The organism is Acinetobacter sp., assembly GCF_041911495.1.
GTDB lineage: Bacteria > Pseudomonadota > Gammaproteobacteria > Pseudomonadales > Moraxellaceae > Acinetobacter.
In genome coordinates this window covers 21,438-36,406 of the sequence record NZ_JAYROT010000084.1, presented here as the reverse complement: position 1 = coordinate 36,406, position 14,969 = coordinate 21,438, and the positions used below count along the sequence as shown (strand labels likewise).

At 41.7% G+C, this 14,969-nt stretch carries 13 protein-coding genes and 2 pseudogenes; 10 read left to right on the top strand and 5 right to left on the bottom strand.

The genetic code is table 11. The annotated features are described in order from the left end of the window. Nucleotides 1-129, bottom strand: a pseudogene (locus ACE3PQ_RS11295) (ANT(3'') family aminoglycoside nucleotidyltransferase); the annotation flags it as partial. A gap of 133 nt (nucleotides 130-262) precedes the next feature. Here ACE3PQ_RS11295 and ACE3PQ_RS11290 point away from each other — a divergent pair. From ACE3PQ_RS11290 to ACE3PQ_RS11260, 7 genes and pseudogenes are all read left to right on the top strand, one after another. Then, nucleotides 263-580, top strand: a complete 318-nt coding sequence (locus tag ACE3PQ_RS11290) for a phage integrase N-terminal SAM-like domain-containing protein (RefSeq protein WP_374297993.1) — start codon at nucleotides 263-265, stop codon at nucleotides 578-580. A gap of 14 nt (nucleotides 581-594) precedes the next feature. Continuing rightward, nucleotides 595-1,286: pseudogene (locus ACE3PQ_RS11285) on the top strand (IS1595 family transposase). Nucleotides 1,287-1,503: 217 nt separating this feature from the next. After that, nucleotides 1,504-3,093, top strand: a complete 1,590-nt coding sequence (locus ACE3PQ_RS11280; protein ID WP_374297989.1) for a peptide chain release factor 3 — start codon at nucleotides 1,504-1,506, stop codon at nucleotides 3,091-3,093. Between the two features lie 185 nt (nucleotides 3,094-3,278). Further along, nucleotides 3,279-4,154, top strand: coding sequence for a hypothetical protein (locus ACE3PQ_RS11275; protein WP_374297987.1), 876 nt, complete (start codon nucleotides 3,279-3,281; stop codon nucleotides 4,152-4,154). A gap of 132 nt (nucleotides 4,155-4,286) precedes the next feature. Then, nucleotides 4,287-5,402 (top strand): RsiV family protein, encoded by a 1,116-nt coding sequence (locus ACE3PQ_RS11270; RefSeq protein WP_374297984.1) that lies wholly within the window; start codon nucleotides 4,287-4,289, stop codon nucleotides 5,400-5,402. Between the two features lie 21 nt (nucleotides 5,403-5,423). Beyond that, nucleotides 5,424-6,257: a TatD family hydrolase gene (locus ACE3PQ_RS11265; protein ID WP_374297980.1), complete on the top strand. Its 834-nt coding sequence runs from the start codon at nucleotides 5,424-5,426 to the stop codon at nucleotides 6,255-6,257. 129 nt (nucleotides 6,258-6,386) lie between these two features. After that, the gene (locus ACE3PQ_RS11260) at nucleotides 6,387-7,214 is read left to right on the top strand and encodes a ThiF family adenylyltransferase (RefSeq protein WP_374297977.1); all 828 of its coding nucleotides are present in this window, start codon (nucleotides 6,387-6,389) and stop codon (nucleotides 7,212-7,214) included. A 45-nt stretch (nucleotides 7,215-7,259) separates the two neighbouring features. Here ACE3PQ_RS11260 and ACE3PQ_RS11255 read toward each other — a convergent pair whose 3' ends face one another. Next, a complete protein-coding gene (locus tag ACE3PQ_RS11255) occupies nucleotides 7,260-7,652 on the bottom strand; it encodes a hypothetical protein (RefSeq protein WP_374297998.1) in 393 nt (130 codons plus the stop codon). Between the two features lie 144 nt (nucleotides 7,653-7,796). Here ACE3PQ_RS11255 and ACE3PQ_RS11250 point away from each other — a divergent pair, with 144 nt between their 5' ends. Continuing rightward, nucleotides 7,797-8,153 (top strand): RcnB family protein, encoded by a 357-nt coding sequence (locus ACE3PQ_RS11250; protein WP_374297976.1) that lies wholly within the window; start codon nucleotides 7,797-7,799, stop codon nucleotides 8,151-8,153. 79 nt (nucleotides 8,154-8,232) lie between these two features. Here the strand turns inward: ACE3PQ_RS11250 and ACE3PQ_RS11245 are convergent, their stop codons facing one another. The 3 genes from ACE3PQ_RS11245 to ACE3PQ_RS11235 all read right to left on the bottom strand — a co-directional run bounded on the left by ACE3PQ_RS11245 (nucleotide 8,233) and on the right by ACE3PQ_RS11235 (nucleotide 12,677). Further along, nucleotides 8,233-8,721 carry a phosphate-starvation-inducible protein PsiE gene (locus ACE3PQ_RS11245; protein WP_374297973.1) on the bottom strand — a complete coding sequence of 163 codons (489 nt, stop codon included), beginning with the start codon at nucleotides 8,719-8,721 and terminating at the stop codon, nucleotides 8,233-8,235. A gap of 177 nt (nucleotides 8,722-8,898) precedes the next feature. Continuing rightward, nucleotides 8,899-10,680 carry an acyl-CoA dehydrogenase C-terminal domain-containing protein gene (locus tag ACE3PQ_RS11240; RefSeq protein ID WP_374297971.1) on the bottom strand — a complete coding sequence of 594 codons (1,782 nt, stop codon included), beginning with the start codon at nucleotides 10,678-10,680 and terminating at the stop codon, nucleotides 8,899-8,901. Nucleotides 10,681-10,874: 194 nt separating this feature from the next. Continuing rightward, nucleotides 10,875-12,677, bottom strand: a complete 1,803-nt coding sequence (locus ACE3PQ_RS11235) for an acyl-CoA dehydrogenase C-terminal domain-containing protein (protein ID WP_374297969.1) — start codon at nucleotides 12,675-12,677, stop codon at nucleotides 10,875-10,877. A gap of 479 nt (nucleotides 12,678-13,156) precedes the next feature. Here ACE3PQ_RS11235 and ACE3PQ_RS11230 point away from each other — a divergent pair, with 479 nt between their 5' ends. Beyond that, the gene (locus ACE3PQ_RS11230; RefSeq protein WP_374297966.1) at nucleotides 13,157-13,567 is read left to right on the top strand and encodes a nuclear transport factor 2 family protein; all 411 of its coding nucleotides are present in this window, start codon (nucleotides 13,157-13,159) and stop codon (nucleotides 13,565-13,567) included. Between the two features lie 197 nt (nucleotides 13,568-13,764). Continuing rightward, nucleotides 13,765-14,916, top strand: coding sequence for a YheT family hydrolase (locus ACE3PQ_RS11225; RefSeq protein WP_374297963.1), 1,152 nt, complete (start codon nucleotides 13,765-13,767; stop codon nucleotides 14,914-14,916). Nucleotides 14,917-14,969: the final 53 nt, after the last annotated feature.

Genomic DNA, 14,969 nt, shown 5'->3' with positions numbered 1-14,969 from the left:
CTTCAGGCCGCCATCCACTGCGGAGCCGTACAAATGCACGGCCAGCAACGTTGATTCCAGATGGCGCTCAATGACGCTTAGCACCTCTGATAGTTGGTTCGAAATTTCGATGGTCACCGCTACCCTCATGATGTCTAACTACAGTTATACGGCAAATTTGCCGCATAACCAAAATGAATTTGCAACATAACTATTTTGACATCCTATTTTTTTCTCGTTATATTTCAAATACCTTAAAGATTAAAAACATACTTGTCAAGTTGTGATAATCCAAAATTACACGCATAAGCAACCACCAAAATTATTAGAAAAAGTCGCTTATACAGGACGATACAGACATTTAAGCCTATCAACAGAACGAGCTTATATCCAATGGATTAAACGCTACATCCTTTATCATAACAAACAACACCCAAGTATTTTAAACGAAACACAAATTAAAAGTGATCTGTCATATTTAGTGAGTAATAACGGCGTGAGCAAATCAACCCACAAACGAGCACTCAGTCTATTACTCTTTCTTTATCACCATGTATTAAATATCACTCTGCCATATATTGATAGGGGCTTAGGAAGTTAAGCATATTTAAAATTATGGTAACTTCCTTATATGAAAGCAAAAATAGATGCTATTCCCGTTCTAGAATCGCAGAAGCAAAATTCAGGCAAATTATTCGCTTTTTTGCCATGGATTTTACTGCATCTAATACTGCTAAACTCACTAATATTTCTGTGCGATCTATCCATACTATTTACATCAAATCGCATAAAAGATCGCTGTCCAGTGTGCAAAAATATCTCCCTTCAATGGCATCGTTGAACTGGATGAATCCTACTTCGATGCTCGTCGTGTTCGAGGTAAACGAGGTCGAGGTGCTTCAAGTAAAACGATTGTATTCGGTCTGCTCAAAGGAGATGGAAATGTTTATACAGAAATTGTTCCTGATTGTTCCAAAGCCACGCTACAAGGAATTATTCGTTGGCATCTAGAACTTGATTTAATCATCAACACAGATGGATGGAGAGGTTATGATGGTCTTGTCGAAATTGGGTTTGAAAAACACTTAAGAGTAAATCATGGTGACAATGAATTTGCTTGTGGAGAACGTCATATCAATGGCATCAAATCCTTTTAGGACTATGCCAAAAAGCGGCTGATTAAATTCAATGGAATTGACAAAAAGATGTTTTATTTGCATCTTAAATAGATGGAGTATCGCTTCAATCATCGGCATGGTCATTTATATCTTGATTTGCTGAAACTACTCCGTAATAACCCTCTTTAATTTCCTAAGCCCCAACGTTTATACCAAAAAGAAAGATTCGATTTTCTCAAAAAGCGATTTGTAGTGCTAATCCCTTGATCAATCAAAACCGATCAACAATCAGTAAAATCCTATTCAAATCTGCTACAATTACGCCAATTTTGAATTCCCACTTTTTCAGTTTTAGTACATATTTAGAAATGTGTACATAGCTGTGTACATATTGTAGATTTTTCTTATGTTTAAAGATGAATTAGCCAGAGAAGTAAAGGCTCGTAGAACCTTTGCCATCATTTCCCACCCCGATGCGGGCAAGACCACTATGACAGAAAAATTGCTGTTATGGGGTAAAGCCATTCAGGTCGCAGGCATGGTGAAAAGCCGTAAGTCAGATCGCTCAGCGACATCAGATTGGATGGAGATGGAAAAGGAACGTGGGATCTCGATCACCACCTCGGTGATGCAATTTCCATATAAAAATCATACTATTAACTTACTCGACACACCAGGGCATGAAGACTTCTCGGAAGATACCTATCGTACTTTGACGGCGGTGGATTCTGCCTTGATGGTAATCGACGGGGCAAAAGGGGTTGAGGAGCGTACCATCAAGCTAATGGAAGTGTGTCGGATGCGTGATACGCCGATCATCTCTTTTGTCAACAAGATGGATCGTGAAATCCGTGAACCGCTTGAACTCCTTGATGAGATCGAAAATGTCCTGAAAATCCAATGCGTACCGATCACTTGGCCACTGGGTATGGGGCGTGATTTTGCAGGGGTGTATAGCTTACTTGAAGACAAGCTGTACATTTATAAAGCAGGCTTTGGCTCGACCATTACTGAGATCGAAGTGCGTGATGGTTATGACCATCCAGATATTCGTGAAAAAGTGGGCGATCTCGCATTTGCTGCTTTTGAAGAATCATTAGAATTGGTGCAACTCGCCAATGAGCCACTGGATCGTGAATTATTTTTACAAGGTAAACAAACGCCTGTGCTATTCGGTACAGCACTCGGTAATTTTGCGGTGGATCATGTCTTGGATGCGTTCTTGAAATGGGCGCCCGAACCGAAAGCCCATCCAACAGAGGAGCGTGTGGTTGAGGCAACTGAATCAGGCTTTACTGGCTTTGTTTTTAAAATTCAAGCCAATATGGACCCGAAACACCGTGACCGTATTGCCTTTATGCGCATTTGCTCGGGCAAGTACGAAAAAGGCTTGAAAATGAACCACGTGCGCATAGGTAAAGAAGTGCGGATTAGTGATGCACTGACGTTCCTTGCTGGTGAGCGTGAGCATTTGGAAGAAGCATGGCCGGGCGATATTATTGGTTTGCATAACCACGGTACCATTCAAATTGGCGATACCTTTACCAGCGGTGAGAAGTTGCATTTCACTGGGATTCCGCACTTTGCACCTGAGATGTTCCGCCGAGTCCGTTTAAAAGACCCTTTGAAATCCAAACAATTGCAAAAAGGTTTGAAGGAGCTTTCAGAAGAAGGCGCAACCCAAGTCTTTATGCCACAAAACAGCAATGATTTGATCGTTGGTGCGGTCGGTGTGCTCCAGTTCGATGTAGTGGCATATCGTCTGAAAGAAGAATACAAAGTCGATTGTATTTATGAACCTGTAAATATCAACACCGTGCGTTGGGTACACTGTGATGATGATAAAAAATTCAATGAATTTAAGAAGAAAGCACATGACCAATTATCCATTGATGGTGGTGGTCATTTGACTTATCTTGCGCCAAGTCGTGTCAATCTACAGCTCATGCAAGAGCGTTATCCTGATATTCAGTTCCGTGCTACACGTGAGCATTAATATCGTGGTGCTCTAAGCTGTTTTATGCAAAAAAATTCACAATAAAGGAGTGTCCAATGGCATTCCTTTATTGGTATAACTACAGCTCGAGGCGAAGTCGCCTTTTTAAGATGTGATATTAGATTTTTGAAATTAAGTTTGGCGATATCGTGTTTGAAAATTGGGGTCAAAGGGGAATTTGCAGAATGCGAATTTCATTGCTTAAAGCGATTTATTTTACTGCTTTAACTATGGTATTGGTGGCTACTCTCAGCGCATGTTCAAAACCAAGCGAAGAACAACAGCAAGAACAAGTCGAAACGGAACAATACAAAAAGCTAGGCTATGAAAATCTGATTGCAATGCCAGTGATTGCGGATTATGCCTTGCCTTTTTGTGAAGATGAATATTGTATTGATGTCGAAGTCTTTGGTTTTAAAAGTAAAGATCGATGGTTTAATGATTTTGGCAAAATGCAAAGTGCAGATTTGATTCGTCAGCAGTTGGGTATTTCACAAAAGCTCAGCTTACAACGTGCAGTCAATGAATTTGTAAAGCGTTCCGATGCGTGGCGTGAAACACAGCTGGCTGAAAATAAACATGCAAAACCGCAAGCATGGTCGATGTATATTAAGCCTCGACTTGCCATGCAACAGGGCGAAATGGCGTTGCTGATCATTAATACTAGTTACCAGCTTGGTGATGAGACTGTGCCTGAACAGCACTATTTTTATGTGGTTGATCGTAAGGCGAAAAGGTCTTGGCGTTTGTATGATGCAATTAATGAGAATAAACGTGTCAGCTTTACACACTTTGTCCAAGCACAATATGACGTATGGCGTGAAGAAACATCTGCACAACTGAGTGAAGAAGATCAAGTAAAATTACCGACCAAAATCTATTGGGCAAATCAAGATTGGTTTTTCGATGAGCAAGGTGTAGCGATTTATTACCGCTTCAATGATTTGTGCGCAGAATGTGAAGCATCGAATGGTAAAGGTTTCACAATTTATCTCAGCCCAACACAATCACAACAATGGATTAAAGCACCGCTACTGAAACAACTCAATTTTGCATCGTAGAACACAATACTTTACTCGCAAATATTGGCTTTGGTGCTATGCTGAATAGACTTGAGTTGAAGCTTTTAAACGGAAGCTTTCAAATAGAATCATTGAAGCAGATTCAATATAATGCGTAAAGTAAGGGTTATTATGAAAGACAAGCTAAGCACAGCAAAACATTTGAGTACAGCACAACAACATTCAAATAAGCTTAAACCGTTCAAAGTCATTGCTTTGAGTGTGGCGATGGCGTGTGCAGTGAGTGCTTGTCAGAAGAAACCTGAGCCAGAAGTTGAGCAAACTCAAGCTGCAACAGCAGAAGTTGGACTCAATGCGACAGTGAAAGATGTGCCGATTCAGCTTCCAGAATGCGAAGGTGAAGTATGCCCTGAGATTACCATTCAACATTTAAGCAGTAATTATCCGAAGCTTGATCAAGCGGTGGATTTGTATGTTTTAAACTATGTGAAAAATTTGGTGCGTGGCTTTGATATGACCACGGTCAGCCATCAACAGCGCCAAGATGATCAAAATGCGGATGGTAAAAATCCTGTAGCCGATGCCAAAGCCGCTGAAAGTGCACCGCAACCAGCAGAAAATAAAACGATTAATCGCATCGAAGCTGAGAAAGCTGAAACGCTAACACAAGCCAATAATCAACCAAATGAACTGCAACCGTATCTGGATCAATTTTTGTTATTGTCCAATGAAGTGAAACAACTTGGTTCTGCGGCGAAGCTGACCTTGTTCTTGAAGCCCCAAGTGCTCAATCCGAAAGGACCTATCGCAACCGTGGTGGTCAATGCGGAAAACTATGTCGGCGGTGCACATGGTAGTGCTGCACAGCAATATTTTAACTTTGAGCTAGAGACCGAAACCTTATTGAGCTTGGATGAAATCTTAGAGCAAGGGCAACGTGCTAAGTTTAATGACCTTGCGCATCAAGCCTTTGAGCAATGGATCAAATCGACTCAGCCTGATATGGATGTGGACGAATATCAGAAATTGTGGAAATTCACCTCGACGGATAATTTCTATTTGAGTCCGACAGGATTGATCTTGCAATATGGTGAGTATGAAATTGGTCCTTATGCGGTGGGTTTACCACGGTTGCTGATTCCGTATAAATACTTACAAGGTGTCATTAAAGATCAATATTTACCAGTTCAAGCCAAAGCTGAGCTCGAAAAAACTGATGCTCAAAACGCCCCATCTAAAAAAGCAGACGATGCAAATAGCGACGCTGAAAAGTCAGCATCGAAATAAAGCCTTTCGGGCAGAATCAAGATGATTCAACTGTTTGATACGCATACCCACTTTGATGTGGAAGACTTTAACCCTGATCGGCAACAGCTTGCCGAACAGGCGTTTCAAAGTGGCGTGCAAGCGTTGATTCTCATTGGTTTTTTGCAGAATCGTTTTGTAGACCTTTTGGCGACACATCAATTTTTAGGTCAGTTATCGGATGTGCCCAAAAGTTATCTTGCGCCCGGCTTGCATCCTTACTATATCGAGCAACATCAGCGACAACATTTAGATCATTTAGAAAGTTTTCTCACACAATATGATTGTGTTGCGATTGGTGAGATTGGTTTAGACAGCTTTGAAAAACGTCATAAAATTGATGAGATCAAACAGCTTCAAACCGAATATTTTTCAGCGCAACTCGATTTAGCGACACAGTTCGAAAAGCCTGTGTTACTGCATATTCGTAAGTCTCATGGCGATGTCTTGAAGATATTAAAACGGCATCATTTTAAACATGGTGGCATTGCCCATGCGTTTAGTGGTGGTGTAGAAGAAGCCAAAGCCTTTGTGAAATTGGGTTTTAAAATTGGTGTGACAGGACAGATCACCAATCCAAATGCCAAGCGTTTGCACAATGTGGTGCGTAGCGTAGCGGTTGAAGATTTGGTGCTAGAAACGGATTGTCCTGATATGACACCATTGTGTTGTCAGCTTTCCACTGAGCGTAGAACACGCAATACACCAGCAAATCTGCCTTATGTCTTAGTTGGTTTGGCAGAGGCTTTGGATTTAAATCATTTCAATGACAAATCCAAATTGGCTAAGCAACTTTGGCAAAATAGTTTAGATTGTTTGCATTTATCCAAAAACTAACTGTTTATGAAAATACTCAGTACACTGCAAAATTTGAAAAATACTAAAGCTTCCCTGTACTGCTTTTCACCACTGCTTTCACGTATAATCATACTTCATGTTTTTAATGTCTAACTTTAAACTCTACCTATGTCTGACACACTGCCAAGCCCAAAAAATTCAAATCAAGACAATCCAAACGATTCCCATCAATCTGCATCACAGCCAACTGATTATGATCGCCGTTTTGCAGGTGCCAATAAAATCTATGGCGAGTCGAGTTTTCAGACTTTTGAAAACAGTCATGTCATAGTCATTGGTATTGGTGGTATCGGCTCGTGGGCGGTGGAAGCACTTGCTCGTTCGGGTGTCGGCAAACTGACTTTGATTGATATGGATGTGATCGTCGCATCGAATGTGAATCGTCAACTGCCTGCGCTCAGCTCTACTTTTGGATATGCCAAGATTGACGTGATGGCACAGCGTTGCCGTGAGATTAATCCGCAGATACAGATTGAACTCATTGATGATTTTCTCACGCCTGACAACGTCACTGAGCTCTTGGCAGATCGTCCTGATCTGGTCTTAGACTGCATTGATGATGTTAAAGCCAAACTAGCGTTGATATTACATTGTCGCTTTAACAAAATTCCGTTGATCGTATCGGGCGGTGCAGGTGGTAAGCTTGATCCGCTCAAGATTCGTGTGGCGGATTTGTCCAAAACCGAACAAGATCCGATGCTTGCCAAACTGCGTACACAGCTTCGAAGTAAGGGCATCTGTAAAAAACCAAAAGAAAAATTTGGCATTACTTGCGTGTATTCGGTGGATAATCCCTTTTCCAATGCTGAGGCGTGCGGTATCGACTCTAGCGCAGGCTTACGTTGTGGTGGATATGGTTCTGCGGTGGTGGTGACCAGTAGCTTTGCGATGGTGGCTGTTGCGGAAGTGTTGAAAAAGCTTTCTAAAGCGCAATAGGCACATCAATCTGATATTAAAGCTAGCTTCAACCACATTGTTAAATTATTTTTGAATCATTTGATCTAGCTTTTGAATATCCGTTTCGATTTTCCATTTTTCCAGATCATCTACAGGATTTGGCAGGCGACCTTCGAGCCATTCAGCGACGACATCAGGTGAAAACTCAGCATGATTGCATTGAATCACCCAAGCGAGAAACTCTTTCGCCTTACCATTCATATACGGTGGCGGTGAAACAGGTAAAAACTGCGTTGGCAAGCGTTCATTGGTCGAGAGATAATTCAACACATGCCCAAGCTCTTGCACAGTCTGCCAAGCCAAAGGATGTTCTACATCAATTTTAAACTTGACCCACCACGCATGCTCACCGTCTGAACCATGAGCGATCAATCCATCTGTGCCGATACTTGGAATACGTTTTAGAAAATCGGTAATGCGTTCAAAGTCCAATGAAGATCTCGATATGAATAAATAATTGATGCTACACAGTTTAACATTTTAAAGCATGAACTTAACCAACATCCACATTTGTTTGATGTTTTCAGCTTATATTAAAACCATTCCAAAAGGAGAATAATCATGAAGAAGCCAATCCGTGCAATTGTTTTGAGTTTAACGATGCTTGCAGGTTCGAGTGTGGCATTGGCAGCACCGCCATCACATGCACCTGCGTGGGGCTATGACAAAAATCATGGTCACAGCCATAGTCATAAAGATTACAAAAAAGCTAGCAAGCATGACAAGAAACATGCACGCTATCATCGTGGCGATCGCTTAGAGGATCGTTATCGCAACAGCCGTTATTATGTGAATGACTGGGAAAAACGTCATTTATCAAAACCACCGAGAGATCATCGTTGGGTAGACGTCGATGGTGAATATCTGTTGATCTCTGTAGTCACAGGTGTCATCGCCAGCGTGCTTTTGGGTTCTTAAATCTTCCAACCTTTAAAGTTCTAACCTATAAAAGATCCAACGGATAAACTTTCCAGTTAAATAAAAAGGAGATGATGAGTTAAGCCAACTCATCATCTTCTGGTCGTGGAGTTTTGCCAATAGGTAGCTCACGATCAGTTTGCTTACTGCGGATTACCGAAGGGTAGTTCCATGAGGCAAAACGTACCACCAAAATCGCAAAGGCGAGCAACAGTATCGCACCAGTAACGATCAACAAATCCCAATCTGCTTTATGGTCATGCTGAATATCGGCAATGAGTAATCGAGTCAGTGCGGTGATCGCTACATATATCAAGAATCGCACAGGCATATGATTGGTTTTGAAGTAAATCCCAACCATTGCTCCCAATTCCAAATAAATAAAAAGCAAAAGTATGTCGTCAATGGTGGCGAATTTTTTAATGGTAAAAATATCAATCGTCGTATGTACAGCAGACCAAATCACCATACAGCCAATCAACGCCAACATGAGATAGTGAAAGGCTTCAACCAGATAATGACCAATGTCATCCAAGGCGCTTTCGATCTTTTTAATTTCTCGTTTCATCAATACGCTTCACATCATAGGAAAATAAAGTAGCAAAATAGCAAAACTGCTGATGATGAAAGTTAAGCGAAATATATGCCAATCTTGTGAATTGAAGTGAATTTTCGTGTTGATGGGCATAAAAAAACCTGCTCGGGAGCAGGTTTTTACGTTTATGGTACTGTCAGTCAGTACAAATTAAGACTGATTGGTAAAGTAGTCTGCATCAAAGCCCATCACCAAGTCTGTGCTTGATTGAATACGAACTAAACGTGCTTTCAAATCAGGCAAGATACGTGCAACGAAGTAGCGAGTAAGTTGTACTTTATTGGCAAAGAACTCGCCATCTTTTTGGCTTGCAGCATTGGCAATTTTTGCAAACATGTAGCTAAAGCTAAGTAGACCAACTGCGTGTAGATAATCTACAGCAACACCATTAGAGTAATCTGCATTTTCTTTAGACTGCTCAAGGATGTACTGCGTGATCGACTCAACTTCGGTTGCCGCATCAAGAGTTGCATCTTTGATAAAGTTCAAGTCTGAACCTAATTGATTCACTTCGTCACGGATTTCAGCGATATATTCAGCGATGAATGCACCACCACACTTAATGGTTTTACGACCGATCAAATCTTGTGATTGAACGCCGTTGGTGCCTTCGTAGATTTGTGAAATACGTAAGTCACGGATACATTGTTCCATGCCCCATTCGCGTATATAACCATGACCACCGAACACCATTTGCGCATCTAAAGTCGCTTGGAATGCTGTGTCAGTCAAATACGCTTTTGCAATTGGTGTAAGAAGTGCAACACGGTTGTTGGCTTTTTTCACAGCTTCGGCGTCTGTAGAGAACTTAGTAATGTCGAGTTGTTGACCGACGTACACAGCGAAAGCACGAGAAGCTTCATTGTTTGCACGAACATTGAGCAACATACGACGTACATCACCGTGTACCAAGATGCTATCAGCTGCTTTATCCGGTGATTTTGCACCAGTCGCACTACGACCTTGAATACGATCAGTTGCGTATTGTGCAGCATTTTGATAAGCAAACTCAGATGCACCAATCCCTTGAATACCCATCGATAGACGTTCGTAGTTCATCATGACGAACATGGCAGCGAGCCCTTCGTTTTCTTTACCAACGAGGAAGCCTTTTGCACCGTCAAAGTTCATCACACAAGTTGCAGAGGCTTTGATACCCATTTTGTGTTCGATTGAACCTGGACCGACCGCATTGCGTTCGCCTACCGAACCATCTTCATTGACCATGAATTTTGGAACGATGAACAATGAAATGCCACGTGAGCCAGCAGGTGCATCAGGTGTTTTTGCAAGCACAAGGTGGATAATATTTTCCGCCAAGTCATGATCGCCACCAGTGATAAAGATTTTAGTCCCTGTGATGTTGTATGAGCCGTCAGCATTTGGCTCAGCTTTGGTTTTGATGATACCTAAGTCTGTACCTGCATGTGGTTCAGTCAAGCACATCGTACCTGACCATTCACCTGAATAGATTTTTGGCAAATACGTTTCTTTTTGTTCTTGAGAGGCATAGCTACTGAGTGCCATGCCAGCGCCGACAGAAAGTAGTGGATACAACAGGAATGATGGGTTGGTGGCAAACAGCATCTCATCTGCAAGTACAGTCAGCATTTTTGGCATTGCTTGACCGCCCCATTCTTCGTCTGCACCTAGACCGATCCAACCGCCTTCTGCGTATTGACGGAAAGCATCTTTGAATCCTGTAGGCGTGAACACATCACCATTTTCCCAACGTGCGCCTTCCTCATCACCTGTACGGTTGAGTGGCAGGGTGACACCTTGAGCAAACTTTGCCATTTCTTCTAAGATGGCTTCAGCTGTTGCTGAGTCAACGTGCGCTAATTTTTCATTGGCTTGCCAGAATTGATCGGCATTGAAAACATCGTTAAGGATAAAGCGCATATCCGTAAGTGGCGCATTATAAACTGGCATATTGAGTTACCTATTTTGAATGTCTAAATAGTCTGACACTTGGATGTGTTGACTATCAGTTGAACCATAAAAATTTGAACAACAGAATTATAAGCGATCAGACAATAAAAAGGCTGACACATCAGTCAGCCTTTTTACATTTTTTATTTCAAGATTTGACAAAGTATCAAATCTGAAATCGCAACATCATCATCTTAGATAATGAAGTCATCCGCAGCCAATGCAGCAAGTGGTGCAATACCAGATGCCATCACTGCAACGTGTGACTTAGTACGTGGCAAGATTTTGCTGAAATAGAAGCGAGCAGTGGTCACTTTTGCATTGTAGAATGCAGTTTCAGTTGAACCTTCAGCCAATTTTTGCTGTGCAAGACGTGCCATGTCAGCCCAGAAATAAGCCAATGTCACATAACCCGCATAGTACAAGTAGTCAACTGCAGCAGCACCAACTTCGTCAGGACTTTGCATTGCTTTCATACCGATCTGCATCGTGATCTCGCCCCATTCTTTGTTGAGTGCAGCAAGTGGCTCTACAAATTCTTTCAAATCTGCATTGTCTTTGTTTGCTTCACAGAACTTGTGAATGATCTTAGTGAAATCTTTCAGCATTGCACCTTGAGTTTGCAATACTTTACGACCTAAAAGATCAAGTGCTTGGATCTCAGTTGTACCTTCGTAGAGACACGCAATACGTGTATCACGAACGATCTGTTCCATACCGTGTTCAGCGATGAAGCCGTGACCACCGAATACTTGTACGCCGTGCTTCGCAGATTCAGAACCAGTTTCAGTCAAGAATGCTTTTGCAATTGGTGTCAAGAATGACAAGATATTGTCAGAGTATTTACGCTCTTCTTCAGTTGCGCCTTGCTCAACGATATCTGCATGCAAAGACAAGAAGTAAATAAGTGCACGACCCCCTTCAGCAAATGATTTTTGCGTCAATAGCATGTTACGTACAGCAGGATGAACGATGATTGGATCAGCTTCTTTCTCAGGTGCTTTAGGACCAGAAAGTGAACGCATTGCCAAACGGTCACGTGCATAAGTCACAGCGCCTTGGAATGAACCTTCAGAAGCAGAAAGACCTTGTATAGCAGTACCGATACGTGCAGTGTTCATGAATGTGAACATGCAGTTTAGACCACGGTTCTCAGGTCCAATCAAATAACCTTTTGCTTGATCGAAGTTGATCACGCAAGTTGCGTTACCGTGGATACCCATTTTGTGTTCGATCGAAGCACAACGTACGCCGTTACGATCGCCAACAGAACCATCAGCATTAACATGGAATTTTGGAACGATGAAAAGTGAAATGCCTTTGGTGCCTTTTGGCGCACCTGGAAGGCGTGCAAGAACGATATGGATAATGTTCTCAGCCATGTCGTGCTCACCCGCTGAGATAAAGATTTTCTCACCAGAGATTGCATAGCTACCGTCAGCTTGAGGTTCAGCTTTAGTACGGATAATACCCAAGTCAGAACCTGCATGAGATTCTGTCAAACACATCGTACCAGTCCATTCACCTGAAATAAGCTTAGGAAGATAAGTGTTCTTTTGCTCATCAGAACCGTGATGTTCTAAAGTACGTACCGCACCGTGCGATAGACCAGGGTACATACCCCAAGCCCAGTTCGAGGTACCCACCATTTCAGAGATCACGTTACCAAGAGAAACAGGCAGGCCTTGACCGCCGTATTGCTCTTCAGCAGCAAGAGATGGGAAGCCAAGCTCGATATATTTTTGATACGCTTCTTTAAAGCCAGTTGGAGTCGTTACTACGCCATCATTCCAAGTACAACCTTCACGGTCGCCAACTTGATTCAATGGTGCAAGTTCGTTTTCACAGAAATCAGCAGCAGTTTCTAAATATTGATCAACCAATTCACGGCTTACTGTTTCTGCGTATGCAGGAAGTTTTGCGTAGTGATCACTAGCGTTTAATAATTCATGCAAAACAAATTGCATATCACGTAAGGGCGCTTTGTATTGTGGCATGTGTGTGTTCCTCAATACTGGTTTAACCAGATTTGATTAAAAAATTTGTATCGAACAGGCGATTTCAGTGCGAAGATCAAACCGTTGCCTCATTGCGCAAGTTTAAAAAATCGCAGGATCTGAAATGTTTGTCAATCGTGCTATATATGACGTGACTGCACAAGGGTTTCAAGGCATATCCTTGTGACTTCGAAGTCAAACATTTTCTGATCAAGAAAATAATTGTCCATTAATGTAAAGAAAAACGCAAAAGATAGATAGTCAAAACATGTCTTGTAATACTTTTTAGATTGCAAGTTACCCCAATATATAGTGTTTTATCGCATGACTGTGGCGACATATTCTTAATTATGCAACAAATTGCATAGATTTATATTTTTTATTATAGTGTGTTTAGAAATTGATCATTCATGATCGTAAATCAGGGTATATCTGTGGCATAGAAAGCTGTATAGAACAATACTCAAAGGAGTTAGAAAATGAACGCACTCGCATCAACAACACAAGCATTACAGACATGGCACCGTATGATAGACACTCGTGAAATGTCACTACTTGATGAGCTACTTGCAGAAGATGTGGTGTTTTACTCACCTGTGGCATTCAATCCTTATCCCGGTAAGGCAGTAGTGAGTTTTATCTTACAAAACGTGATTCAAGTCTTTGAAAATTTCACTTATCACCGTGAATTTATCAGTGAAGATGGTCACAATGTGGTGCTTGAGTTTTCTGCCAATGTTGGTGAAACAAAGCTCAAAGGCATTGATATGATTCGTTTCAATGATCAAGGGCAGATTGTTGAGTTTGAAGTGATGATTCGACCAAAACGTGGGCTTGAGGCATTGGCTGTACAAATGGGTGAACGAATTAAATTGTTCCAACCGCAATAGGGTCTGTTGGCATTTCAGCCATGCATTGCTTTATCAGCTAAAACAACAGACTCTAATGTACTTGAATTCAGGTTCAGCTTTTTATCTATGAAATGGATTTGAAGATATGCATTATGAATTGAGTTATTATTGATCGAGCTTTTATTGATTCAGTTTCAATTTCTTATGATTTTGCTCATGCGAACGAAGGTGTATTTATGCTGAAGTCGAATTTATTCTCCCAAATAAAACGTCAGATTTTACCGAAACTATCGAGTCAAGTGGAGCGCTGGTCAGGTGCAGAAATACCAACACTTTACTATTCAAAGTTAGGTGCATTTCAACAGATTGAGCTTGATTTGCCTCAGCTTAAAGTGCCATATCGTCCGACACCGTGGCTCAGCAATACCCATGCGCATCTATTGTATTTTGATATGATTCGTAAAAACAATGTGCAATTGGAATACGATCAGATCGAACAGCTCACCATGCAAGATGGTGGTGTGACGGCGATTGCATGGTACGGCAAAGATTTGCCTGCGGATACGCCGACGATTGTGATGATGCACACCATTACAGGTTCACCTGATTCGATGCGTGAATTGGTCAAAGATTTGCATCGCTATACAGGCTGGCGCGTGGCGTTATGTGTGCGTCGTGGTCATGGTAATCTGCCTATGCCTGTGGGTAAATTTTGCTTATTCGGCTCACCTGACGATTTGCGTGAGCAGATTGCACATATTCAGACAATTTATCCGCAATCGACTTTGTACGGTGTGGGCAGTTCCGCAGGAACCAGTCTGTTAGTGCGTTATTTGGGTGAAGAAGGTGAGCAATCACCACTGCGTGCTGCCTTTGCTTTGTGTCCATGTTATGATTTGGAAACAGGTTTTGATCATATGCATCGCTTTTATAGTCGATATATGGCGAAGAAAGTGCTGAACACATTTGTGCATCCGCATGAATCAGTTTGGCAAAGCAAGGCAGGGTTAAAACAACTCATCGCACAAAAAGAATTGAGCAAATTGCATCGTTCATATTTTGAGTTTGCAGGTTATGCAAGCTATGCGGACTATGATCAAGCGATTAATCCGATTCATGTCTTTGAGCAGATCAAAGTACCGCTGATGATCTTAAATGCGGAAGATGACCCTGTGTGTAATATTCGCAACTTTGATCCCTATAAAGATCGTGTGCGCGAGTTAGACCATGTGATGGTGGTGACCACGAAAAAGGGCAGTCATTGCGGGTTTTATGAAGGCATGCGCAATCCTGAAGCATGGTCAACTAAGCTGATGGCAGACTTCTTGAAATTACAACATGCTCGAATCTTAAAAGAAGAGAAGACTTCAAAGCTGAAAGCATCTTAATCACTTATATTCTCAGAAAATTAAAAGTGATAAAAAATAGCGCAGTCCATATA

Bases quoted from the DNA above. Each gene is read 5' to 3' on its own strand.
- ACE3PQ_RS11275 (WP_374297987.1), top strand. From the start codon at position 3,279: ATGCGAATTTCATTGCTTAAAGCGATTTATTTTACTGCTTTAACTATG.
- ACE3PQ_RS11260 (WP_374297977.1), top strand. From the start codon at position 6,387: ATGTCTGACACACTGCCAAGCCCAAAAAATTCAAATCAAGACAATCCA.
- ACE3PQ_RS11240 (WP_374297971.1), bottom strand. From the start codon at position 10,680: ATGCCAGTTTATAATGCGCCACTTACGGATATGCGCTTTATCCTTAAC.
- ACE3PQ_RS11245 (WP_374297973.1), bottom strand. From the start codon at position 8,721: ATGAAACGAGAAATTAAAAAGATCGAAAGCGCCTTGGATGACATTGGT.
- ACE3PQ_RS11225 (WP_374297963.1), top strand. From the start codon at position 13,765: ATGCTGAAGTCGAATTTATTCTCCCAAATAAAACGTCAGATTTTACCG.
- ACE3PQ_RS11280 (WP_374297989.1), top strand. From the start codon at position 1,504: ATGTTTAAAGATGAATTAGCCAGAGAAGTAAAGGCTCGTAGAACCTTT.
- ACE3PQ_RS11235 (WP_374297969.1), bottom strand. From the start codon at position 12,677: ATGCCACAATACAAAGCGCCCTTACGTGATATGCAATTTGTTTTGCAT.
- ACE3PQ_RS11250 (WP_374297976.1), top strand. From the start codon at position 7,797: ATGAAGAAGCCAATCCGTGCAATTGTTTTGAGTTTAACGATGCTTGCA.
- ACE3PQ_RS11265 (WP_374297980.1), top strand. From the start codon at position 5,424: ATGATTCAACTGTTTGATACGCATACCCACTTTGATGTGGAAGACTTT.
- ACE3PQ_RS11270 (WP_374297984.1), top strand. From the start codon at position 4,287: ATGAAAGACAAGCTAAGCACAGCAAAACATTTGAGTACAGCACAACAA.
- ACE3PQ_RS11230 (WP_374297966.1), top strand. From the start codon at position 13,157: ATGAACGCACTCGCATCAACAACACAAGCATTACAGACATGGCACCGT.